We start from the raw sequence: 23,642 nt of genomic DNA on the forward strand, positions 1-23,642 counted from the left end.
CCTCCTGATTATTGATTTGCAATAACCGCTGCATCTTTCAAATTTTGTGAATGATGGGTTACTTTGGCATCCGGATGTTTATTTTCGGGGTCATAAAGGAAAGTATCAATCCCTAAATCACTTGCTGCTTTTATTTCCGATTCAGGGTCATCGCCAATAATGAGTACATCTTCGGGCTTGTAATTATATTGCTCCAATATCCCTGCGAAAATATCTTTTTTGGTTAGGGGTGAAAGCTCCGGGTCGACAATATGGATGGCTTCAAAGTCTGCTTCGATATCCAGCATTTTTACCTTGCTCCATTGCAGTTTGGTAAAGCCTGTTGTAACCAGAAATTTGGTGATGTTTGCTTCGCGGATATGCCGGTAGTCGTCGAAAGGCTGCATTGGCAGCTTATACTCAATGTTATTCAGCAGCTCGAGGCCTTTGTTTTTAACGCGCTCGCTAAACTGGTATTTGTCTGCTACCTTTTGATAAGGGATCCGTTTCAGATCCTCCTTTGCACTGTTGATATGATCAATGCCCTCGCCGGCGATATGCTGATCAAGGAAGCTGAAAAGTTCATTGAACAAATGATCGGCAATAGAGCTAACCGGATATATGGTATTATCAAGGTCTAATATGATAGCTTTTTTCATAACAGCAGCTTAAGGTAAAACAGGAACTTGTTTATTGATATGGATCGACCGCTTCATGATGAAATAGCCACAGGCCACAAACAGGCAAACACCACCTAATAACCACCAAAGCATTTCAAAACCACCATAGGCGATGACCTGGCTGCCCAAAAATGGTGCTATGATCTGCGCCCCGGCCCACGACATACTGTATAAAGCGGCATATTCGCCGCGGTTACGGGCATTTGAGCGGCTGATCCAAAAGGTGTTCATAAAGGGCATGCAAAGCATTTCGCCTAAGGTTACCATGCACACAATCAATATGGCTACCGAAGGTACATGCGGCATCAGGTTGAGTAATACAAAACCGCTTCCTGTAACCAAAATGCCGGAAATGATATAAGTTAAAGCATGACGTTTCCCTTCAAGCCAGTTGATCAGGATCATTTCAATTAACACGATAAGTATCCCGTTTAACGCCAGCAGGAAGCCGATAAAGCGCTCATTAAAATGCCACTGTATTTTATAAAATACCGGTTGCATAATAAAGAACTGGAAAAAGCAGGTTGCAAACAATGTAGCCAGTAAAATAAACAGCAGGTAAATACCATCTTTATAAGCTGATGAAACCACCTCGTCAAAACCGGCGACAGCATCTTTGATAGTTTTGGCCACTTTTGAACGCGGCATTAGGGTAAGAAGTAATATGCCTGCCGCAATATTGGTACAGCCATCTACCCAAAAAAGCAAATGATAATTTATTGAGGCCAATAATCCCCCCAAACCACCACCGAAAGCCCAGCCTAAGTTGGTAGCCAGCCGGTTAAGCGAATAGGAGCGCGTTTTGTTTTCTTCGGTACTATAGTGGGCTATAGCTGTTGAGTTTGCAGGCCTGAATGATTCGTTACAGATGCTCAGTACCAGTGTGAAGAGAGCCATGCTGATAAAACTGGTTTGGTAACCCAGTATCAAAAATAGCAATCCACCGGTAAGCAATGCGCCCACCTGCAAATCATAAAAGCCTATTTTATTGATCAGTTTACCGCCAATAAAGCCGCCGGATACTGCGCCTACACCAAAAATAGCCATGATATAGCCCGATTGTTCGATGGTAAAATGCAGCTGCCTGATGGTGTAAATGGTCATGAAAGGCACAACCATGGTACCACTGCGGTTAATAAGCATTACGATGCTCAGGTACCAGCTGTTTTTTGAAAGTCCGCTATAGGCTTGTTTGTATAATTGGATAATTGAAGTAGGCATGAGGATGATGTGCAAATGTGCGGATATGCAAATGTGCAAATTATGAAATCAATACAGATGTGCGAATTAATATAATAATCTGCACATCTGCATATTTGCACATCGTTAAATTAAGCGGGCGTTCCTGTTCCTGAGCCAGTGATCGGCCAGAACCAAGGCTGCCATAGCTTCAACAATAGGTACCGCACGCGGAACCACGCAAGGATCGTGACGACCTTTGCCTGATATTTCAGCAGCGTTACCTTCGCTATCAATGGTAGCCTGGTTTTTCATGATGGTGGCTACCGGTTTAAAGGCTACTTTAAATTCAATTGGCATACCATTACTGATACCGCCCTGGATGCCGCCCGAGAAATTGGTGATGGTTTGTATATCACCCAGGTGCGATTTTACAAAAATGTCGTTATGCTCCGATCCGCGCATTTCGCTGCCGTCAAAGCCCGAGCCAAACTCAAAACCATGAACTGCATTGATGCTTAACATCGCTTTGCCTAAATCGGCATGCAGCTTGTCAAATACCGGTTCGCCAAGGCCAACCGGGCAGTTTTTTACATAACAGCTGATCTTGCCGCCAACTGTATCGCCATCTTTACGTACGCTGTCAATAAATTCGATCATTTCTTCGGCAGTGGCAGGATCGGCACAACGTACAATGTTTTTTTCACGTTCCTCAATAAACTCCATCGGATCATTGATGAATACATTGGGCGCGTTGATCTTGCCTACGCTGCTTACGTGAGCAACAATTTCAATTCCCTGCGTTTTAAGCAATAGTTTGGCTAAAGCACCTGCAGCAACACGGGCAGCGGTTTCGCGGGCTGATGAGCGGCCGCCGCCGCGGTGGTCGCGGATCCCGTATTTGGTTTGGTAAGTATAGTCGGCATGTGAGGGGCGGAAAACATCTACATTATGGCTGTAATCCTTTGAACGCTGATCTTCATTAGGGATCAGCATAGCGATAGGGGTACCTGTAGTTTTATCTTCAAATACGCCCGAAATGATCTTTACCGTATCGCTTTCCTTGCGTTGTGTAGTTATTTTTGATTGACCTGGTTTGCGTTTATCCAGTTCGCCCTGGATATAATCAAGATCAACCTGTAAGCCGGCCGGGCATCCGTCAATAATTACACCAATGGCTTCGCCATGTGATTCGCCAAAAGTAGTTATCCTGAATAATTGCCCGAATGAATTGCCTGCCATAGTTATTTTTAGATATGAGATGTTAGATATGAGATATGAGAGAATCTTATCTGAATATCTTTAATTGATTGTTTTATATTATAAAGAACCGTCATTGCGAGGTACGAAGCAATCGCAAACTATACAGGGCGAACCTGCTAATAGGGGATTGCTTCGTACCTCGCAATGACGTGGTGGGTTATGTTTTTGCTTTAAGCCTTCGGCTTTCAGCTTTAAGCTTCCTCAACTTCAAACCCCTGCTTTTCCAGATCATTCCAGAAAGCGGGATATGATTTATCAACTACCGGGCCGTTTTCAAATTCCATTTGCGGAAGGATGAGGGCCAGCGGTGCAAAGGCCATAGCCATGCGGTGGTCGTGATAAGTGTTGATGAAGATGCTGTCAGGGATAAATTTACCGCTGCAATCAAGCGTGTAAACTTCGTCTTTTTCAATCAGCTTAACGCCCATTTTGCCAAGCTCGGTTTGCAGCGCCAGGATGCGGTCGGTTTCCTTGATCTTTAAAGTTTCCAGGCCAGTAAACGATGCTTCATGATTAAGTGCTGCGCAAACAACAATTACGGTTTGTGCCAGATCAGGACATTCCTTCAAATCAAATTCGCGGCGGGAGATAGGCTTGTTCTCTTTTTTAAGATGAACGCCACCATCCCTGAATTGCGAAGTGATACCAAAGTTAGCCATGATCTCGGTGATCACGCTATCGCCCTGTAAGCTGTACGGCGTAAGACCAGTTAAAAACAACTCGGCCTCATCGGCAAGTGCAGCAATAGCGTACCAGTATGAAGCAGCACTCCAGTCCGGTTCAACGTGTAATGATGTCGTTGTAAACTCCTGGTTTGCAATTGCGATAACATTGCCCTGCCATGTATGCTTGATACCGGCTGTTTCCAGCATGGCCAAAGTCATTTCAACATAAGGGCGTGAAGTTAACTCACCCTCAATATGCAACTCCAGACCTAAAGGTAACCGGGCAGCAATAAGTAACAACGCAGTAATATACTGGCTGCTGATATTGCCTTTGATACTGATTTTGCCGGTTTGCTGCTTAAAGCCTCCTTTTAGTTTGACAGGAGGATAGCCATCATTCTCTTCATAATCAATATTGGCGCCCAGCACCCGTAATGCATCAACCAATATCCCTATTGGCCGTTCCTTCATGCGTTTGCTGCCGGTTAAAATTACTTCGTCATCCTGTATGGCATAATAAGCCGTTAAAAAACGCATGGCCGTACCCGCTGGGCCGATATCGACGATTTGCGGACACTCGGCTGAGGACTCACTGGCAACTGCCAACTGACCGCTGCCAACTGCCGCTCTCAAAATGCCTGCTAATAAAACGGCATCAGCGGCATCAGATACGTTTTCTACCTTTACTTTGCCCTGGCTTAGCGCTTCGATGATGAGGGCACGGTTACACTCACTTTTTGAACCAGTGAGGTTAACCGTACCGTTAATGAGCTTGTTGTTTCTTTTAAGGATGATGTTATGCATCATTAAAAAATTAGGCGTGTGTAAGTTTTTCTGCTGCCTGGCCCTGAGCTGCGTCTGCGTTCATTACTTCTGTTTGCCTGCGGATAGATTCGTTGTGAACCAGCTCAAGCAATTTTTCGGTAAACTCAGCACTTAATTTTAATGCTTTACCATAGGTTGTACGTTTTTGAAGGATTTCATCCCAACGGCCAACTTGCAAAATGGTAATGTTATTATCTTTTTTGTACTGACCTATCTTTTCAGCAATCTGCATACGTTCAGCAATTTTCTGGATCACCAGGTCGTCGATTTTATCGATCTGGTTACGCAGTTCGGTCAGTTTATCGTTTACTTCAGCATTTCTAACTTCCGGTTTGCGTAAAGTTAAGTGGTCAATGATATCGGCAAGGGCAGCAGGGGTAACCTGTTGTTTAGCATCTGTCCAGGCCACGCTCGGATCGATGTGTGATTCGATCATTAAGCCTTGCATATCAAGATCTAACGCTTTTTGTGAAATGTAGCCGATCAGGTCGCGGTTACCGGTGATATGGCTTGGATCATTGATGATAGGCAACTCCGGAGCTAATGTTTTTAAAGCGATAGCAACATCCCACATCGGCTCGTTACGGAAAGCAGATTTTTCGTAAGATGAGAAGCCGCGGTGAATGGCTGCTAATTTAGTGATCCCTGCATTGTTGATACGCTCTAAAGCACCTACCCATAATGAAAGATCAGGATTTACCGGGTTTTTAACCATTACAGGCACATCAACACCTTTCAAAGCGTCGGCAATTTCCTGAACGGTAAAAGGGTTAGCTGTTGAACGTGCACCTACCCAAAGGATATCAACACCTGCTTTTAAAGCTTCTTCAACGTGTTTTGCTGTTGCAACTTCAACAGCGGTAGGCAAGCCGGTTTCTTCTTTGGCGCGTTTTAACCACTCCAAACCAATGCTGCCGATACCTTCAAACTCACCCGGACGGGTACGTGGTTTCCAGATGCCTGCACGCAGCGCTGAAATTTTACCTGTTTGGGCTAATAAATGAGCTGTAGCTACTAATTGTTCTTCGGTTTCAGCGCTGCAAGGACCTGAAATAACCAGGGGTTCCTTACCTGTTTTGATCCAGGTGTTAAGCGGCTGTATGTTTAAATTTAGTTTCATCTTTTTTGTTGTTTGTCCGGTGGTAACCGGGAATGTTAGTTAATAATTTTAATTATGTTAATTTTTTTTGGTTTCTGTTTGATCTGTCGCCTTTAGCTTATGCGTTACGCCTGATGTTGATATACTTGCGGATACTGCGCTCGGCGCGATGAGGTTTGGGCGTAACCGGGTGTTCATCATCATGTCTTTCGTACTCACCAAGGATATTGAAATTATGGGTGTACTTAAGAATCTGCCTTATGGAAGCATCATATTGCTTTTGCTCTTCCCATTCTACATCTACATAAAAATTATACTCGTTGCGTTTACCCAAAATCGGCATCGACTGAATTTTGCTCATATTTATACCTTCTTCGGCAAAAATGTTAAGCACTTTAGCCAATGCACCAACTTTGTTACTCACCTGGAAACATAATGAGGCTTTATTAGCAGGTTTTTTCTCGATATTATCATGGTGCGTAAGAATCAGGAAACGGGTAAAGTTTCTTTTGTTCGATTCAATGCGGCGTTCCAAAACATCCAGGCCATAAAGTTTAGCTGCTAAAGCATTGGCAATAGCTACAGTATCGGTCAGTTGCTCGTCCCTGATGCGTTTGGCACAGGCGGCGGTATCGCTGCTTTCCACAATTTTAAGGTGCGGATATTCGTCGAAAAAATCAACACACTGGCGTAAGGCAATAGGGTGGGAGGTTACATATTTAATGTCCTCGAATTTCACCCCGGGCAAAGCCATCAGGTGCAGCTGGATAGGCAGATAAATTTCACCAACCACCGGGAAGCCATAATCAAGCAGCAAGGTGTAGTTTGGCAGGATGCTGCCGGCAATGCTGTTTTCGATAGCCATTACCACGTAATCGGCCTCACGGTTTTTTAAACTTTCAAATGTTTGTTTAAAAGAGTTGCATTCAATGGTCTCGGTGTTTTCGCCGAAGTATTTCAATGCGGCTTCTTCGTGAAAAGAGGCGCGGATACCCTGAATTGCAACTTTTGGTATTTCTATTTTCATAAACCTGCTTAAAGCAAAAAGTCCCGGCTGATGGGCCGGGACTTTTTAGTTTCTTTATATGTTTGTTTAGTACATATTAGTCCCGGCTCTCACTGTTAAAGTAAAAGTAGTAACCAAAGAAGTATGCACCTGTTAATTTCATTCGTTGTTTTTTATTACGACGTAAATGTACGGTAAAAAAAGAGTTTGTCAATAGAAAATTTTATTTTTTATAAAATAAGTTGGGTCAACCAAATTAAATTTGGATAGATGGCCGTTTTTACCTTCCGCCAAAAGACGCAAACCTTTGTTTCGTAACAATTTTAGGCGTTTTTGGGAATTTTTCGAGCAGTGTCATTCCGTCAAGTAAATTAGCAGGTTGAATAAATTCACCATTCTTAAATATTATTTTAATATTACCTACTGATCCTTTACTGCCAAGAGCATAGGAAATTTCTTTTATATCTGCTTTATCATATACAACAATATGCTCTTCGTCGTATCCATATGAAAATTGGGCTTTTCCCTTTGATATCTGTAAATATTGATGCCTTCCCTTCATAGTTGTTGCAGCAATATAGCCAATTAATATTCCCACTGTTATGACCAGCGTTAAAATTAGGCCCACAGGCATAGATTTTTCTTTTCCAATAGCCGTAAAAAAAAGCGTGCTGAAAAGAAACAACAAGTAAACTGAAACCAATAATCCTATCGCGAATACCTTGACGGAGTTAAACCGGTATATAAAATCGTTAGTTATAAAGTGAGGTTTATTACCAATATTAAAAAAATGTTTTTCAAACAAACTTAAATCGAGCGTTTGATTAAAAAAATCTGCAACTAAATCGCAGGCTTCGTCAATGGTTTTTGCATGATACTCATATAAGTGATTATCCCTATCGAGATAATAAATACAAAACTTGCCATTAAAATAGAGCCCCAGTTTAAGGTAGTTCAGGTCAGCGTCCTGAATAGTAATTGAAGGACCTGTTAACTGGATATCAGTCAACGTTCTTTCAGCATCCCAGGGGAAATCTTTTATAAGCTGAATAGTTTCATCCAAATCACGCGGCTGCTCGTCAGAAAACTCGCCTTTTTCGTAAGTGTTGTGCTGAAGTTTGGATATTAATTGTAGCATGGGTTTAGGCAAGGTTAAAAAAGCCGCCGACAAATATAATATTGTTAGGCGGCAGTTTCGTGCTTTTTATGTGCCTCTTCCATTTCCTTATATTCTCGTTGCAATACGCGTGCGGTTTGCGTGCTGCCATCATGGCTCCATCCCGGCGGATGAATAAAGTAACCAATTTTCGATTTGAAGTCGGGCGCATTTTTTGCATCATGCAGTAAAGCTTTCCATTCATGGAATAAAACATTGACCGGCCCCATATCTTCAGGCTGTTTTGTTAAGCCATATTTAACAGGTTCCGGCAAATCCTCATCACGGAATGTGCCAAACAACCTATCCCAGATAATGAGCATCATGCCCATGTTTTTATCAAGATAAGGAATGTTTGAGGCATGATGTACCCGGTGATGCGCAGGTGTTACAAAGATCCATCCGTACCATTTAGGCAGCGGAATTTTATACTGTGTATGTACCAGGTTACCGTAAAGCTGGGTTATTAAATAAGCATATAAAATATCCAAAGCTGTAAAGCCCATTACGGCCAGTGGCAGGTAAAAGAACACCCTGTAAAGCGGTTCAAAAACTGTAGAGCGGAAACCGGTTGTAAAGTTAAAATGCTCAGACGAGTGGTGGGTAACGTGCATAGCCCAAAACATGCGGCAATAATGCCCTGTATAATGCAGCACCCAGTATAAAAAATCCTGAACTACTACCAATACAAACCAATACCAAAAAATGTTCTGGATTTGAAAGATCCGGTAATGCTGGTAGGTATAATCAAGTATGAAAAATGTAAATACCTTAACACAAAGGTTGATAACAACAGCCAGCGAGGTAAGGTAGATATTGGTTAGCGTATCGCGGGTTTCATAATACTTACGGTCTTCCCAATAGCTCAAGGCCATTTCAACCAGGGTTAAAACAACCAGTAAGCCCATTAATACAAGGGCAGCCTTATTTCGCGGATCTAACTGTTGCAGCATGTTACAGGTTAATGTAATATCTCAAACTTTCACAAAGTTCGTCGGCAGTACACACATTATCAATACTAAACTTACCTATATGTGTTAATAAGGTGCAATTAATTTCATCGCCCACGTTCTTTTTATCCTTTTTCATATTCAGGAACAACTCGTCAAAGCTTTCTTCCTTAATTGTATATTTTGGATAAAGATCGGTCAATACCTTAACAATTTCATGAAGTTCGTCTGAAGACAGTCCTGTTTTTTTATGGGCGAGGTATGATTCACAGATCATGCCGATAGCTACCGCTTCACCATGCGAAAGGCTATCTTTATCATGCAGTAACGAATAAGTTTCAACAGCGTGACCGATAGTATGCCCAAAATTGAGCGCCTTGCGGATTCCTTTCTCGTGCGGATCCTCGATGGTGATTTCATTCTTGATCTCTACCGAACGGTGAACAAGCTCAATAGTTGGATTTTTCAGGTCGCTGTTTTTAAGCTTATTCCAGTAACCGGCATCAACAATCAAACCATGTTTAAGCATCTCGGCCAGGCCTGAAAGGATCTGGCGTGGCGGAAGGCTTTGTAAAAACTCGTGGGCTATAAATACCGCTTTGGGCATAGTGAATGTACCGATGATGTTTTTGATGCCATCTACGTCAATACCTGTTTTGCCACCAACCGATGCATCAACCTGCGAAAGGAGGGTAGTAGGCACCTGTACAAAATCTATCCCTCTTTTATAGGTAGAAGCCGCAAAGCCGCCCATATCTGTAATAACACCGCCACCTAAATTAATCATGAGGCTTTTACGATCGGCGCCAAAATCAATCAGCATTTTCCAAACACCTACACAAAAATCGATGTTTTTGCTTTCCTCGCCCGATGAGATCTCGATCAGGTCGTAATTATTAAAGTCTGTAAGTTTGCTTGTAAGCAAGGGCAGGCAATGTTCGCCTGTATTTTCGTCGGTTAAAATAAAAAACTTTGAGTAGTTACCTTTTTTAATAAAATCAACTAACTCATCAAGACTGTTATCAAAATAAACCGCGTAATTATCGCTTTGAATAGTGTTCATTATTATATTACTATAATTTTATTTCCATCGAACTCAACTGTATCACCTCTTTTTACTTTGAGACGTTTACGGTAATCAACCGAGCCATTGTACTTCACGAGGCCCTCAGTTACAACTATTTGCGCTTCGCCGCCGGTTTGCACTAAGTTCGCAGCTTTGAGTAGCTGGATCATTGGGATAAAATCCCCTTCTAACTTAAATTCGATCATGGGATGGCAAAATTAAACTATTCATGCAATTATGAGTTATCATTTTATAATTTTGCAGATGACCTCTTTTGAAACTAACAATAATCAAGGGCGAAATACGCCCTCGTTTGAAAATACAGAAATAGCTTTTCGCCATTCATCCAACGCAGATCTGAACCGGGCTTACTGGCTGTTCAGGATGATCAATGTTAACTTTTTAGTAAAGATAGGCCCGCCGGTTACCAATTTTGCTATGAAGATCGGTTTACCTATAAAGAGTATCATCAAAGCTACCATATTTAAACATTTTTGCGGCGGCGAAACCATTGCCGAATGTGATAATACCATTAAAAATCTTTACAGCGGTAGGGTAGGCACTATATTGGATTATTCGGTAGAGGGTGAAGAAGAAGAAACTGTATTTGATAATACCCGCGACGAGATCATCTGTACCATTGAGCGTGCCGCCAAAGATAAAGCCATTCCGCTTACCGTATTTAAAGTGACTGGCGTAGGCCGTTTTGGCTTGCTGGAAAAGCTTGACGCCCGCCTTAAATTAAACGATACCGAGGAAGAGGAGTGGAGAAGGGTACAAAACCGTGTGCTGGCCATTTGCGACAAGGCCTATAAAAACAATGTGCCTGTAATGATAGATGCTGAGGAAAGCTGGATCCAGGATACTATTGACCTTTTGGCGCTCACCATGATGACCAGGTTTAATAAGCAAAAGCCTATAGTATATAATACCTACCAGATGTACAGGCATGATAAACTGGCATCGTTATTAAATGACCACACTATTGGCCAAAGCGAAGGGTTTATACTGGGTGCAAAAATTGTACGCGGTGCTTACATGGAAAAAGAGCGTAAGCGCGCTGAAGAAAAAGGATACCCTTCCCCAATTCAGCCCGATAAAAAATCGGCCGACCTTGATTATGATTCGGCGCTTGATTATTGTACAAGTCATATTGAGCAGATAGCTTTTATAGCGGGCACACATAATGAAGAAAGCTGCCGCCTGCTGGCCGAGTTGCTGGATAACAAAAATATTGATCATAAGCACCCTCATGTTTATTTTTCCCAATTACTGGGCATGAGTGATAACCTGAGCTTTAACCTGGCCGATGCTGATTATAATGTAGCTAAATACGTGCCTTACGGGCCGGTTAAGGCTGTGTTGCCATATCTGTTCCGTAGAGCACAGGAAAATACGGCTATAGCCGGGCAAATGAGCCGTGAGCTAAGCTTAATAACGAAAGAAAGAAAGCGCCGAAGCGCTTAACTCATAAAGACCAGAAAAAAGGGAGCATTTATTAAATTAAATGCTCCCTTTTTGCAAATAGCTGTATGGTGTCCGGCGCTGTCATCAAAAAAGTTTGGATGCCCAGTTTTTTAGCAGCCTCCAAATGCTGCGGACTATCATCAATAAATAAAGTCTCCTCGGGCTTTAAATTATTCTCCTTTAACACCTGTTCAAAAATGGCCGGTTCGGGTTTGCGTTTACCGGTAAGGTGCGAATAATATGTTTTTTCGAACAGGTGATCGTTGCCATCAAAACCGAAATCGGTTTTAAGATAATTCATGATATAATCATAATGGATAGCATTGATGTTACTCAGCAAAAAGGTGCGGTATTTATCTTTTAGCTTTAACAGCAATTCATGGTTACCCTCGGCAATACCAACCAAAATACTGTTCCATGCAGCATCGATCTGGTCATCGGTAAGGGAAGGATTGTTTGTTTTTTCCCTTACGTACTCCCTGAAGCGGGCCGCTGTAACCTCGCCGCGGTCAAATTTGTCAAAAATTTCATCCTGGGTTTTGTGTCCGAAAAACGTTTCAGGGTTGCTTATACCTAACTGATTCCATGCTTGTTGTACCCTTGCAAAGCTGAGGCTGAAAATAACGTTACCGTAATCGAAGATGATATTTTTAATATTTTCCATAAAAAGAGTTTGAGATATGGCCGCAAATATGTAAAATTGCACCCGCAAACAAAAACAAAATAACCGCGCCTATAGCTCAGTCGGTTAGAGTAGAAGACTCATAATCTTTTGGTCCCTGGTTCGAGCCCAGGTGGGCGCACTTCTAAAAAAGGCCGTTTCTGCATCAGAAACGGCCTTTTTTTGTCTCTAAACGCGAAATAGGATCCTTCGCCGCACTGTTGCTGTAACACTTTTGTAACAGGATTTACACGTTTTTTTGTTGAATTGCACTCGGGTGTGTTACAACTGTGTTACAGCCCGCGTAGCACAAATTGTAAATCGATGGCTACAATTAGCGCCAAAGTATTCGAACACCATCAGAAAATGGATGGTACGTTTAATGTTAAAATTTGCCTTTATCACAAGGGCCTTCGCAGGTATTTGGACACCTCACATTTTGTGAGTAAAAGGCAGTTGGATGGAAACTTCAATATTAAGGACAGGATACTTAATAGAGCTGTTGAAGATTCCTTAGACAAGTACCGGGAGATGATCAGCTTGTTAGGGAGTAAAATTGATTTTTTTACCTGTGAATCATTATTGGAGTATTTAGATGACACGGAAATCGACTTCATTAAATTCTGCGGCGAACACATCGACCAGCTAAGAAAGGAAAACCGCGGCGGAACTGCTAATACCCACAGAGTAATCCGCAACAGCCTGATCGACTATTTCGGAAGAGAGTCAGTTTCCATTAATGAAATTCATTCCAATATGCTTTATTCTTACGAGCGGTATCTGCGATCTGAAAGAAAAATAACCCGCATTAATCAATTCGGCAAGGAAATAAATACGGTTGAGAACGGTTTGTCCGATAGCGGACTTCACAATCACATGCGCGATTTGCGCACCCTTTTTAATGCAGCCTGCCGTCATTATAACAACGAAGACCTCGGGCTTTATAAGATCAAGCACTATCCTTTTAAGAAATATAAAATAGGTTCTGCCCCTTTGACCAAGAAACGTAACATTACCATCGAACAAGTCAAACTAATAAGAGACAGCCAGGTTCAATCCGGCAGCCGGGCAGAGTTAGCTAAGGATTTATTTATGCTGTCTTTTTATCTATGTGGAATGAATGCCGTCGATTTTTATCATTTGCATGAAAAAGATATTAAACACGACCGGATAGATTATAATCGCGCAAAAACCAAAAGTCGGAGAAAAGACAAAGCATTTATAAGTATAAAACTTATTGATGACGCAAAACCAATTTTGGCTAAGTATATAGGAAAACTACCTGAACGGTACAAAACCTATGATGGTTTAGATACAGCATTAAGTGCAGGAATGCAAAAGCTCCGTGAAATAACTGAGGTAGACGCCATCACCTTTTATTGGGCCAGACACACCTTTGCCAATACAGCGCGAAATGCATGCAGAATGAGTAAGGATGATGTAGCGTTAGCACTTAATCATATAGATGAAGGACATCGTACCACAGATATTTATATTGCTAAAGATTGGAAAATTGTGGATGAGGTTCAGGAGAAGGTAGTTAATATGCTTAAGGAAAAATGCTGAATATAAGTTAACATCTATTGAATCGCAACCCTTATTTAAATTATGTTCGATAATCGAAATTGCACAATAAACTTAACTGATTTATTGTGCAATTTGAATTTATTATAAATGCGAGGATTATTCTGTCATTAGATTTTGTAAAAACAAAGACATCTTCGTAAATTAGTGTTGGATTTAAAAAGGTGGTTCAATCCGAGAAAACACCTTCTTATTTCTGACTTCAATGGTAACCAGTCAATAGCATTACCGACGTTCGTCCGTGTAATGAATTTTTGGTGTCTTTATTGCATTCGACTTAATGCATTTTTGCAACTGCATGTGTCGCATAAATTAAAAATTAATGGCTACCGTTAGTGCCAAAGTATTTGCGCATCACCAAAAATTAGATGGTACATTCAATGTTAAGATTTGTCTTTACCATAAACGTGTCAGAAGGTATATAGATACCGTTCACTATGTATCTAAAAGGCAATTAGATAGGAAATATAAAATCACGGACAAGTTCCTGAATGGTATTATCGAAATTTCCTTGGACAAATACCGAGCAACGATCAGTCAATTGGACTATAAGACCCAGTTCTTTTCGTGCGATGACTTATTAAAGTACTTGGAAGAAAAGGAAATAGACTTTATTAAATTCTGTACAAATCACATTGAGCAACTTAAAAGGGAAAATAGAAAAGGTACAGCAAATACACATAGAACCGTCCGTAACAGTTTGATCGATTTCTTCGGAAGTGATTCAGTTTCAATTAATGAGATAACTTCAAAAACGCTTTTTTCTTATGCACGGTTTTTAAGATCTGAAAGAACCATCCTACGTAAAAACCAATTCGGAAAGGAAGTTAAAACTCAAGAGAAGGGTTTGTCAGAAAGCGGAGTACACAATCATATGCGCGATTTACGTACATTATTTAATGCGGCTTGTACGCATTTCAATAATGAAGATCTTGGATTATACCGGGTCAAGCATTATCCTTTTAAGAGATACAAAATTGGCTCAGCTCCGTTAACTAAGAAACGAAATATTACGATTGAACAGGTTAAGCAGATTAGGGATTGTCGAGTTAAATCCGGCAGTCGCGCTGAATTAGCACGGGACTTATTTATACTCTCTTTTTATCTATGCGGTATGAATGCTGTAGATTTTTATTATTTACGACAAAAAAATATTACTAAACGAGGTCGCATAGAATATAACCGAGCTAAAACACGTACACGGAGAAAAGACGACGCCTTTATCAGCATTAAACTGATTGATGAGGCAAAACCAATTTTAAGAAAGTACATAGGGAGCCTTGCCGAAAGATATAAAAACTACGATGGCCTAGACACAGCATTAAGTGCCGGAATGCAACAATTGCGCAAACTTACAAAAATAGAAGATATCACATTTTACTGGGCCAGACATACTTTTGCAAACACTGCTCGCAACGATTGTCGTATGAGCATGGACGACGTGGCGTTGGCACTCAATCATATTGATGAAGGTCATCGTACTACAGATATTTACATTGCTAGGGATTGGAAGATTGTGGATGAGGTGCAGGAGAAAGTGGTAGAGACACTTGGATAAAGTTTTTGCATGGCTCGCAAGAACTCATTTGTTCGAATCTTCCGTTATTAAATCGATAATAAACCACTTAAGAAAATCCTAAGTGGTTTTTGTTTTATTGAGTTTACTTTGAAATACCATCGAAATAATTTGATCCCACATTAATTACCAACCACAAAAAAGTAGTCTGTCTTCTTTAACAAATCACCACAAGCCGTCCTCTTGGGTCGTCGACAAAATGAGTTTGTAAATATGTTGTACATTAGATGGGAATAAACCTCTCTCTTATCATCATGACCGAAAAAATTCAAAACAGTTTTTACCTACTTAAAGAAGAGGTAAATGTTTTTACTAAGAGCTCACGTAAATACATACCGCAGGTTGTTGACTTGACTCACCTAAAAAAGATATTTAAAGCACGAAAATATAAAGAGCAACCGCTTAAGAATAATCTAAGTCAAAACTACGATGTGAAGCTTTTTTATAAGCGTAACACAACGCCTGTCAAATGGAAAGAATTTATCGCCACGATCGCTAATGCCAGTGCAGACATTCTTAAGCATCAAAACGGACATTCCGAAAGTTATATCTTGCTATTATTCAATAAGACTACTAAACAATATTTTACCTCCACAGGCGGATATGGCCATATTGATGTTCAAGATGTAGCTACTAACGATCTTGGCATTGAGATACTATCACGGATAGTTAAAGCGGAAGACAAGGCCTTACGGTCTATAAAAGAAAGGAGCTTTACAGGCGGTATACAAGGCTCTATCAAGTTTTTTAGAAACGAATATAATTTCTATGATAATGAAAGCTTTGGCACCGTTTACAATGAATTACGTGCCTTACTGGATAAACAAAAGCTGGTAACTCTTTTTGGTTTTTCTATCACTGATCTCAGATCTGATAATCTATGTATCGCGAAAAACTCATTTTCCATCAAGAAATCGGTATCGTTTAAAGAATTATTGCGTATTATCCAATCTTGTGAAAAGATATTAAAAATGTCCCCTGTCGTTGAAATTAACTCCGTAGTGAAGATCGATCGAAAGAACACCTCGCTCGTCAACAGCCTCGATAGTGATTTAGATCAACTGGTGTTTGCCAATTACAAAAAAGTAGCCGAATTTTTCAGCGTAGAAATCAGCCATAAAGAGTTTGAAAAATATTATCAGTCGGAACAGACGAAACTATCGTTCCGGGTATCCCGCAAACTACACGAACAATTTTATGATACCCCCATCCGCGAGATACAAACAATACTTGACGAAATAAGAACAGTCAATTCCAAATTGACAAAAGCCGAATTGGAAATTATCATGGAAACCGGCATCATACGGACTTTCGACGCAGACGGCATTATTTTAACAGAAGATACTATCAGACATCATTATTGTACTGAGATTAAACAGGGGCTGAAAAGTTATTTTCTAATTGAAAAAGATTGGTATGAGATCAGTAAAACCATGATTGACAAAATCAATGTTACTTGTACCAATTTTGTCGTGGAAAAAAAATATATAGGTCCATCCATGCACAAATGGGATACCACTTTTTCCTCGGAAAATGATTTTAATGCGTCATTTATCGGAAAAACAGATTCCTTGGTCTTTGATAAAGTTACGCCATCGAATATTGAGGTTTGTGACATTTTAAGATGGGATAAGAACAATATCTACTTGTATCATGTTAAAAAAGGGTTTAATAATTCGATGCGAGACTTATGCGGCCAAGTCGCTATAGCAGCTAGAAAAGTATTAGAAGATAAAAAGAGCAAATTTGATTTTTTGGGCAGTTTATATGATGCGCTGTATTCTAATAATGGTACTTCCGCTTACATAATCAAGGCGAAAGCTGAGCTGGGGAAAATTACCAGAGCTGATTTTATAAATCTATTTACAGACCGAAAAATCATCTTCGTACTAGCGGTGTTGGATACAGCAGTAACTACAAGGACATTCGAAAAAAACATGGCTGATTTTGACTCAAATATTGCCAAATTTTCTCTTAACGAATTGGTGCAAAAAATGCGTAATCTTGAAGTGCATTTTCAAATTTTACAGCTGACTAGATAGATGTTGACAATATTTGCTTTTCGATCGGCTAAATTATTTTAAAAGTCGAAATCTATCGGTTTCATTTTGCCGGGCTTTTTGATTCTTTGTCGGCTCACATAATACTCTTGCGTGTTATAGTTAACAGAATTAACCGCGTGGACACAGAGCGATTCTATATCGATTGTCAAGGCAGGGTATCTGTCGTCAATTGGTTCGTTATCCTCGATTAATGGAGTTAATGCTTTTTTCCTGCGGGTCAAGAGTTCGGTCACTTGATAATGCAGGTAAGGCCCATCATCGTCATAATTGACATCAGTAGCATTAATCTCAATCGCCTCAGGGAGGACTAATTCGTTAACACGTGCAGCTTTATGAAAAAGGACTATATTAATTTCTTCACCCGCGACTTGGGCAGAAGGATAAATGATACCGTCTAAAATAATACCTGTCTGCGCTCCCAGATAATCTGCTACGGCTTGGGTGGGCAAATAATCGAACAGCTCATCATCTGGCATGACCGGGGCCGTAATCCTTGCCCCAAGTTTGCGTAGGAACTTGGCTTTACCCATTTGATAAGTATAGAGCGGATCAAAAATACTAACATCCATCACGATGTTGCTGAGTGCTCGGAGATCGAGGACCTTTAAATGCCGGTCAATTTTGAATCGCGCAATAGCTACATTGCTGCCTACTGGAGGTCGCACTTCTGCCATGGCGACCTGCGGTTCGGTAGTGCCGTAGAACACGGCTATTCCACGTGCATTCATGCGGCCGCTCATTGCATAAGCAGCCGGCGGTGGTCCAATTTCGAGATCTGGCCTGCAAAGGGCTTCGAGTAATTTTTTCCGAGACTGAAACACTCGCGCACGGTATAGACTGTCAATTTTCTTGCCAGGGCCAATGGTTGCGATGACTGTTCTGCCACGCCAGGTCTGGAATAGATCAATGCCTTTAAATATCGAATCAAGGATGTCGATTGCTTCTGGACTGAAATACCGGGACCGATTTTTCAGGATTTCACCAAAACGACGCCAGATATCCGCCCATTTTTCATCATCAATATCCTTGAGTTCGTATTTAGCCTCATCGTCAAACTCGGATTCTTCCCCCATCGCAGCCTGATCCTGGTCATAATGCCTGGCCTGTAGTCTTTGAATGATATTACCCGCTACTGTCACATCGAAGCTGAGTTCATCGTTCAGTATTTTCTCAAAGGTTTGTCCTTCACGATCCCAGCTATAATCAGATTCTTTATCAACGAATTGCTTGTAATATTGCCAGTCGGTCATTTGATCAGTGGTTCGCTCATAGTGGGCCAGAAATGCGTCATGTACCCGGTCAGTCAATTCTGATAGCGAATAAGTTCTCGTAGTGTTGTTGCAAACGGCGCATTTGCGTCTCTTGCCCCCGCTTAAGATTTCCTGCCGTAGATAGACATCGCCTATACAGTCACAGCATATCCTATCGTCATCATCAAGATTTTTCATGGTATGGTTTACTAACAATTGAAAGCAATATATATATAATATTATTCGGCGAATCCTTATGTTGTTTTTTTTGTATGTTTGAATGTGTACCTCTCCTCATCACGCAATGAATAAACAAATCAATTACTACGACTGGGTTCCTTTTTTTAATGCCATATGTACGGAAATTGACGCCTTACAAGGCTTGGACAACCGGGACGAGCTGCTGTTTGAAAAAGCGGTTCAAACGTTTGAAGCCGGCAATCCGATATTACGGTTTCCTTACATTGATCCATTTTCTTACTTGTATGCTTTAGCGCAGCGGAATACGACCAAACAGTCAGATGTTTATTTTGAACGTGCCAGGCAGGCATTTAACATTGATCTGCCGATACCGACTGACCTGATATTCCCGACACCGCAGCCCAATTCCCTAAGCCTGTTTTATGACCAGGGTAGTTATGTCGATAAAGCCGGTACCGTTGTAGGAAGCGATGCCATATGGAAGCTTTTTAGCGTAATTCGCCGCCAAGAAGAAATTGATGCAACGGTATTCAACAACGTACTTAACCTGAAAAACGTTGCGGTTGTTAAATTGACCCAAGTCATCTTTTTGGTTGATCCGCAGCATTATATTCCTTTGGATACCCGGATGAATTCATTGCCGGTGCCTGACCTGGTTAATCTGAAAGCGACGGTCGCAAAGATCAGCACAGAAGGTGTAAGCGCCTACCGCTCAGCTATCGATTTGCTGCACAAACAGTTTCCCGGCTGCAAAATGTATGAGATCAACCTCTTGAACTGGCTGATCAATACGACCGAAGCAGATAAGCTTGTACTTGAACCTAAGTTCTGTCAGGTCAGCAGTAATGCTGACGGCCAGGAAAGCGATGATTTTTTTACTGATTTCGTGGAAGAGAATGCCGTTTGGACAGGTGGTCCGGCAAGTAAAACGGGACACCGCTCATATCCTTTAGCCGATTTTGACCGTGGAGATATCGTTTTGGTTCGCCGGGGTACGGTTCGTTTAGGAGGAATCGGTGTAGTATTGAATAACAAGTACATTGATGGAGGCTGGCACGAAGACAAGCATATTCAAATTCTTTGGCTTGTCAAACAAGACAGAAACATTAAAGACACCCGTTTGGGTCAATGGGTGGGTTTCGACGAAGCCAGTGAAAAGACTTTGGCTTGTTTCCGCAGCGTCTATCCCGAAACCTTTCAAATCATCGACCTTATCCGCCAAAAACAAGGAAAAATCATGAATCATCGTTTGAACAAGCAAAAAAATATTATATTGACTGGGCCACCAGGGACCGGCAAGACCCGAAAAGCACTCCAGATTGCGCAATGGCTGACCGGCTCCGAAGCAGCTACGGTCGGCTTACTTCAGGCGATTGACGAGCAGTTAATCCCTGATACGGATCCGAATATCGAGCAGATTCCGGAAGTCGAACTGATTCAGTTTCATCCTTCCTATAGCTATGAGGATTTTATCCGCGGAATCGTGACGGTTACGGAAAACGAAAAACTAAGCTACCGGGTGGAGAACCGAGTACTCGCCAAAATGGCCGCCGAAGCTTCCAAACCAGAAAACAGTGACAAAGCCTACATACTGATCATTGATGAGATCAATCGTGCCAATCTTTCCAGTGTACTGGGAGAACTCATTTATGCGCTGGAATACCGGGGCAAAATCGTAGAGACCGTGTATGCTTACAATGGGGATAACGGGCTGATGCTGCCGGAGAATCTCTACATCATTGGCACCATGAACACTGCCGACCGCAGTATCGGGCATATCGATTACGCGATCAGGAGGCGCTTTGCCTTTGTCCCTGTACCACCGGACCCAGCCGCTATCAGTTCTGTTTTTGCCCGGCAGTGGTACAATGATGTTCAATCCATCTTTGATGCCTACACTTCCCAGGAATTTGACCCAGGCGATGTGCGCATTGGTCATAGTTATTTTTTGGGGCACGACCAGGGCATGAAACTACGCTGGCGTTATGAGATCAAACCCATTTTATTGGAATACCTACGTGACGGCATTTTGCTGCCCGCAGCGGAAACTTCGATTAATTCTTTAGATGTTTGATACCACAATCTATACTTCTGAGCACAGTGCGGAACAATTATCGCCTGATGAGCTGCTAATGATAGCACAGCGGACTTTGCCTAAGCTGGTGGAAAAACTTGACTTTCAGCAGAGCGCATTGTGTACCGGATACTTTATCGGTGTAGATCATCTTAGCGCTATTGACCGTCCGATCTTTGTCGGGCCCAAACGGGATGCCACCCGTAAGCTGGATTACATGACCATGCTGCGTACCTGTCTTTTTCATCCGGGTGTACATCCGCACATCGAAGAACTTTTTGATATCCGATTTGAAAAACAGCCGATCCGTATTCGCCAACAGGATGATCTGCTGACCCCCTTGCTGATCGTTCAGTTTTTACGGGCAACCGAACGGGTCGTAAAAAAAGGGCTGCAAAAAGGTTATTATAAAAAAACGGAAAGTATGACTGGTAAAGTAAAGGGCCGTATACTGGTTTCTGAAACCATCCGCCAGCATCATTATCGGAATGATTTCCTGACAACCGAATGCAAATATCAAGAATTTGGGATTGACACACCGCCCAACCGTATCCTGAATAAAACCCTGCGGTTCATTCAGCGGTATGCACAATTAATGTCCGTTAGCGTATTACAGCTCGGCGAAAAACTACGCTTCTTAACACCCGCTTTTAACCGCGTGGGAACTGAAGTAGCGTTTATGGATATTGAGCATTACCGGCCGAATCCATTTTATGCAGAATATACAGAAGCGATTGCTTTGGCACGGCTGTTATTGAAGCGGTTCGGTTACCAGCTTAATGCTGTGCGCTCGGATGATTATACAGATGTTCCGCCATTTTGGATCGATATGTCTAAGCTTTTCGAGCTTTACGTCTTAAGTAAACTTCAAGATAATTTAGGTCCAGGAGAATTGATTTTTCAGGCAGATGGCGAATTTGGCTACCTTGACTTTTTACGCACTAGCCAGGGTGAAGAGATGATTATCGATGCAAAATATAAATATATTTATAATCAGAACGGCTACGATATCGAAGATATCCGTCAACTTAGCGCTTACGCACGAGACCGGGGGTTATTAAACCAATTACGAATACCGGAATCGGAATGGCAAAAAACGGTATTGCCTTGCCTAATCGTTTATCCAAATGCAAAAAAAACACCTTCAGACTTTAGCAGTTTGTATGATCATCCCATTAAACAGTTCGAACGTTTTTTTAGATTGGGGATTGATCTGCCAATGATTGACATCATATAAAACGTAAATACAATATCCGCGTGGAAACAGTACATTGGGAAGAGACATTAGTTCATATTCAAAAGTCTTAGGCTTTTTGGAAGAATATTGTAATTCTATTATTTTTTACCGATTTTAGTCAATAAATTTGCGTATTAGGCTATATATATGACGAAAAACGGAATTAACAGAATTCGGGTTGTGTTAGCGGAAAAGGGCTTGACCAATAAATGGCTTGCGGAGAAAACCAATAAGAATGCGACGACGGTTTCCCGCTGGTGCAATAACGACATGCAACCTTCCTTAGAAACGCTACTTGACGTTGCAAACGTATTGGGTACGGATATAAGGGATCTTTTATGGCCAACAAAACAATGATGGAAAAAGCCCCAAAAGATATATTAAACGCTTTTGACGGAATTTTGGATAATTTGGTCGAAGGTCAGGAATATGACGCTTTGCCACCCAGAGGGCCGGTTGATTTAGCATTTTCCTCGGTTTCCGACGGAGAGCTTAAATCCTTGGATCAGGATATTTACGGACAGGATGAAGAAGAAAACATTGGTTTGCCGATTGCTGATGACCGGATCAAGCTGGTGGAAACCTCTCCAATTAAAGAAGTGCTGCTGCCCACCGAAGATCAACTGGATGGCCTGAACATTATCGGTATCTGCGGATCAAATAGCAGGTTGCTGACAACATCATTTCATATGATCTTGGCGAGATCATCCATCGTTAATTTTAAATACACACGAGGATTCGAGAAGCCCTATTTTTACACTAAGAACCGGGATGCATCCGCATTATTGGTGTTAGATAATAATATATTTAATAGCGCATATACCCTGCATACCTACAATGAACTGATCAATAGAACCGATAGCCCGATTTATGATCATTTAACTAAATGCAAGGGCAGACCGTTCATCTTTAAATATAATTACGAAAAATTTAAAAAGGCGCCTGGATCGCAGTCATTAGGCCTGGCTGTCAAATTTCAGCACTCACTGGAACTGTTATCCATTGAAGATATTGAGATCGATAATGACAGCCCTTTGGTTTGTATCAAAGACGGCGCATTGTTTTCAAACAGCAGCCAACCGATCGATATTCAAAACGGCCTTCAGAAGCTTTTCTCCTGGTCCAATAAAAAAAAGACCTATATCGCTTTGTCTTCAAAGATCGCTGAGTCCAGAGTGCTGATTAACGCGCTTAACAAATTTCCGCATTTGATCGAAGATTATTTCCCTAACCAAAATATTACCGTCGGCATTATCAATTCATTTGGTACCGATTCCCTGCTTTTAAAAAAAATACTTAAGCCTGGATTTCGGACGCCATTAATTGAATACATCGAGATCACCCGGGAGCCGATCATTAAACAGCCGGGCTTAGAAGGTTTAAAACCACTGACCTGTTATTACCATAAACGCACCAAACCCTACAATTTTATCCGGATCGAGATACCTAAATTTATGTGGGATGAAAGCCCCGAACGAATAGAATTTGCAATTTCTGCTGCCATTTGGCAATATGAACTAGGCGGCGATAGACCGCTCGTGATCAAAGCGGCAGGCGAACGCTGTACTTTAGATCACGAACACTGGATCATTGATCAGCAAATGAAAGCGGCATTTGAAAAAAAGAATCTGGGGCTAATCGAATTTTAAACACTTGAATTC

The 23,642-nt window shown here is 41.5% G+C and carries 20 protein-coding genes and 1 tRNA gene; 9 read left to right on the top strand and 12 right to left on the bottom strand.

Features of this window, described 5'->3' with window-relative positions; translation table 11 throughout:
* Positions 1-8: 8 nt before the first annotated feature.
* The 10 genes from ACFFGT_RS10695 to ACFFGT_RS10740 form a co-directional block, all read right to left on the bottom strand.
* The gene (locus tag ACFFGT_RS10695) at positions 9-638 is read right to left on the bottom strand and encodes an HAD family hydrolase (RefSeq protein WP_377022517.1); all 630 of its coding nucleotides are present in this window, start codon (positions 636-638) and stop codon (positions 9-11) included.
* Positions 639-647: 9 nt separating this feature from the next.
* The gene (locus tag ACFFGT_RS10700) at positions 648-1,880 is read right to left on the bottom strand and encodes an MFS transporter (protein ID WP_377022518.1); all 1,233 of its coding nucleotides are present in this window, start codon (positions 1,878-1,880) and stop codon (positions 648-650) included.
* 105 nt (positions 1,881-1,985) lie between these two features.
* Entirely contained in the window at positions 1,986-3,080 is a 1,095-nt protein-coding gene (gene aroC / locus ACFFGT_RS10705) for a chorismate synthase (RefSeq protein WP_377022519.1), read from the bottom strand.
* Between the two features lie 212 nt (positions 3,081-3,292).
* Complete coding sequence (gene aroA / locus ACFFGT_RS10710) at positions 3,293-4,573, bottom strand: 3-phosphoshikimate 1-carboxyvinyltransferase (protein WP_377022520.1); 1,281 nt, start codon at positions 4,571-4,573, stop codon at positions 3,293-3,295.
* A gap of 7 nt (positions 4,574-4,580) precedes the next feature.
* Entirely contained in the window at positions 4,581-5,711 is a 1,131-nt protein-coding gene (locus ACFFGT_RS10715; RefSeq protein ID WP_377022521.1) for a chorismate mutase, read from the bottom strand.
* 97 nt (positions 5,712-5,808) lie between these two features.
* On the bottom strand, positions 5,809-6,717 hold the full coding sequence (locus ACFFGT_RS10720) for a prephenate dehydratase (protein ID WP_377022522.1): 909 nt from the start codon (positions 6,715-6,717) through the stop codon (positions 5,809-5,811).
* Between the two features lie 259 nt (positions 6,718-6,976).
* Positions 6,977-7,834, bottom strand: a complete 858-nt coding sequence (locus tag ACFFGT_RS10725) for a PH domain-containing protein (RefSeq protein WP_377022523.1) — start codon at positions 7,832-7,834, stop codon at positions 6,977-6,979.
* A 44-nt stretch (positions 7,835-7,878) separates the two neighbouring features.
* Complete coding sequence (locus ACFFGT_RS10730) at positions 7,879-8,805, bottom strand: sterol desaturase family protein (RefSeq protein WP_377022524.1); 927 nt, start codon at positions 8,803-8,805, stop codon at positions 7,879-7,881.
* A 1-nt stretch (position 8,806) separates the two neighbouring features.
* Positions 8,807-9,865 (bottom strand): 3-dehydroquinate synthase, encoded by a 1,059-nt coding sequence (gene aroB, locus ACFFGT_RS10735; protein ID WP_377022525.1) that lies wholly within the window; start codon positions 9,863-9,865, stop codon positions 8,807-8,809.
* Between the two features lie 2 nt (positions 9,866-9,867).
* A complete protein-coding gene (locus tag ACFFGT_RS10740; RefSeq protein ID WP_377022526.1) occupies positions 9,868-10,074 on the bottom strand; it encodes an RNA-binding S4 domain-containing protein in 207 nt (68 codons plus the stop codon).
* 58 nt (positions 10,075-10,132) lie between these two features.
* On the opposite strand from ACFFGT_RS10740, the gene ACFFGT_RS10745 reads away from it, so the two are divergent.
* On the top strand, positions 10,133-11,335 hold the full coding sequence (locus ACFFGT_RS10745) for a proline dehydrogenase family protein (RefSeq protein ID WP_377022527.1): 1,203 nt from the start codon (positions 10,133-10,135) through the stop codon (positions 11,333-11,335).
* Positions 11,336-11,366: 31 nt separating this feature from the next.
* Here the strand turns inward: ACFFGT_RS10745 and ACFFGT_RS10750 are convergent, their stop codons facing one another.
* Entirely contained in the window at positions 11,367-11,999 is a 633-nt protein-coding gene (locus tag ACFFGT_RS10750) for an HAD family hydrolase (RefSeq protein ID WP_377022528.1), read from the bottom strand.
* A gap of 65 nt (positions 12,000-12,064) precedes the next feature.
* Here ACFFGT_RS10750 and ACFFGT_RS10755 point away from each other — a divergent pair.
* From ACFFGT_RS10755 to ACFFGT_RS10770, 4 genes are all read left to right on the top strand, one after another.
* A tRNA-Ile gene (locus ACFFGT_RS10755) sits at positions 12,065-12,138 on the top strand.
* A 182-nt stretch (positions 12,139-12,320) separates the two neighbouring features.
* The gene (locus tag ACFFGT_RS10760) at positions 12,321-13,562 is read left to right on the top strand and encodes a site-specific integrase (RefSeq protein WP_377022529.1); all 1,242 of its coding nucleotides are present in this window, start codon (positions 12,321-12,323) and stop codon (positions 13,560-13,562) included.
* A gap of 340 nt (positions 13,563-13,902) precedes the next feature.
* On the top strand, positions 13,903-15,138 hold the full coding sequence (locus tag ACFFGT_RS10765; RefSeq protein WP_377022530.1) for a site-specific integrase: 1,236 nt from the start codon (positions 13,903-13,905) through the stop codon (positions 15,136-15,138).
* Between the two features lie 272 nt (positions 15,139-15,410).
* On the top strand, positions 15,411-17,198 hold the full coding sequence (locus ACFFGT_RS10770; protein ID WP_377022531.1) for a DUF6119 family protein: 1,788 nt from the start codon (positions 15,411-15,413) through the stop codon (positions 17,196-17,198).
* Between the two features lie 38 nt (positions 17,199-17,236).
* Here ACFFGT_RS10770 and ACFFGT_RS10775 read toward each other — a convergent pair whose 3' ends face one another.
* Positions 17,237-18,469: an RES family NAD+ phosphorylase gene (locus ACFFGT_RS10775; protein ID WP_377022532.1), complete on the bottom strand. Its 1,233-nt coding sequence runs from the start codon at positions 18,467-18,469 to the stop codon at positions 17,237-17,239.
* 304 nt (positions 18,470-18,773) lie between these two features.
* On the opposite strand from ACFFGT_RS10775, the gene ACFFGT_RS10780 reads away from it, so the two are divergent.
* The 4 genes from ACFFGT_RS10780 (at position 18,774) to ACFFGT_RS10795 (ending at position 23,630) form a co-directional block, all read left to right on the top strand.
* On the top strand, positions 18,774-20,744 hold the full coding sequence (locus tag ACFFGT_RS10780) for an McrB family protein (protein WP_377022533.1): 1,971 nt from the start codon (positions 18,774-18,776) through the stop codon (positions 20,742-20,744).
* A complete protein-coding gene (locus ACFFGT_RS10785; protein ID WP_377022534.1) occupies positions 20,737-21,981 on the top strand; it encodes a 5-methylcytosine restriction system specificity protein McrC in 1,245 nt (414 codons plus the stop codon). Before ACFFGT_RS10780 ends, ACFFGT_RS10785 begins: the two co-directional genes overlap by 8 nt.
* 147 nt (positions 21,982-22,128) lie before the next feature.
* Positions 22,129-22,338: a helix-turn-helix transcriptional regulator gene (locus tag ACFFGT_RS10790; RefSeq protein WP_377022535.1), complete on the top strand. Its 210-nt coding sequence runs from the start codon at positions 22,129-22,131 to the stop codon at positions 22,336-22,338.
* Positions 22,320-23,630 (top strand): hypothetical protein, encoded by a 1,311-nt coding sequence (locus tag ACFFGT_RS10795; protein WP_377022536.1) that lies wholly within the window; start codon positions 22,320-22,322, stop codon positions 23,628-23,630. The genes ACFFGT_RS10790 and ACFFGT_RS10795 overlap by 19 nt, the downstream gene beginning before the upstream one ends.
* Positions 23,631-23,642 lie beyond the last annotated feature (12 nt).

Source organism: Mucilaginibacter angelicae, assembly GCF_042434235.1.
Classification (GTDB): Bacteria; Bacteroidota; Bacteroidia; order Sphingobacteriales; family Sphingobacteriaceae; genus Mucilaginibacter; species Mucilaginibacter angelicae.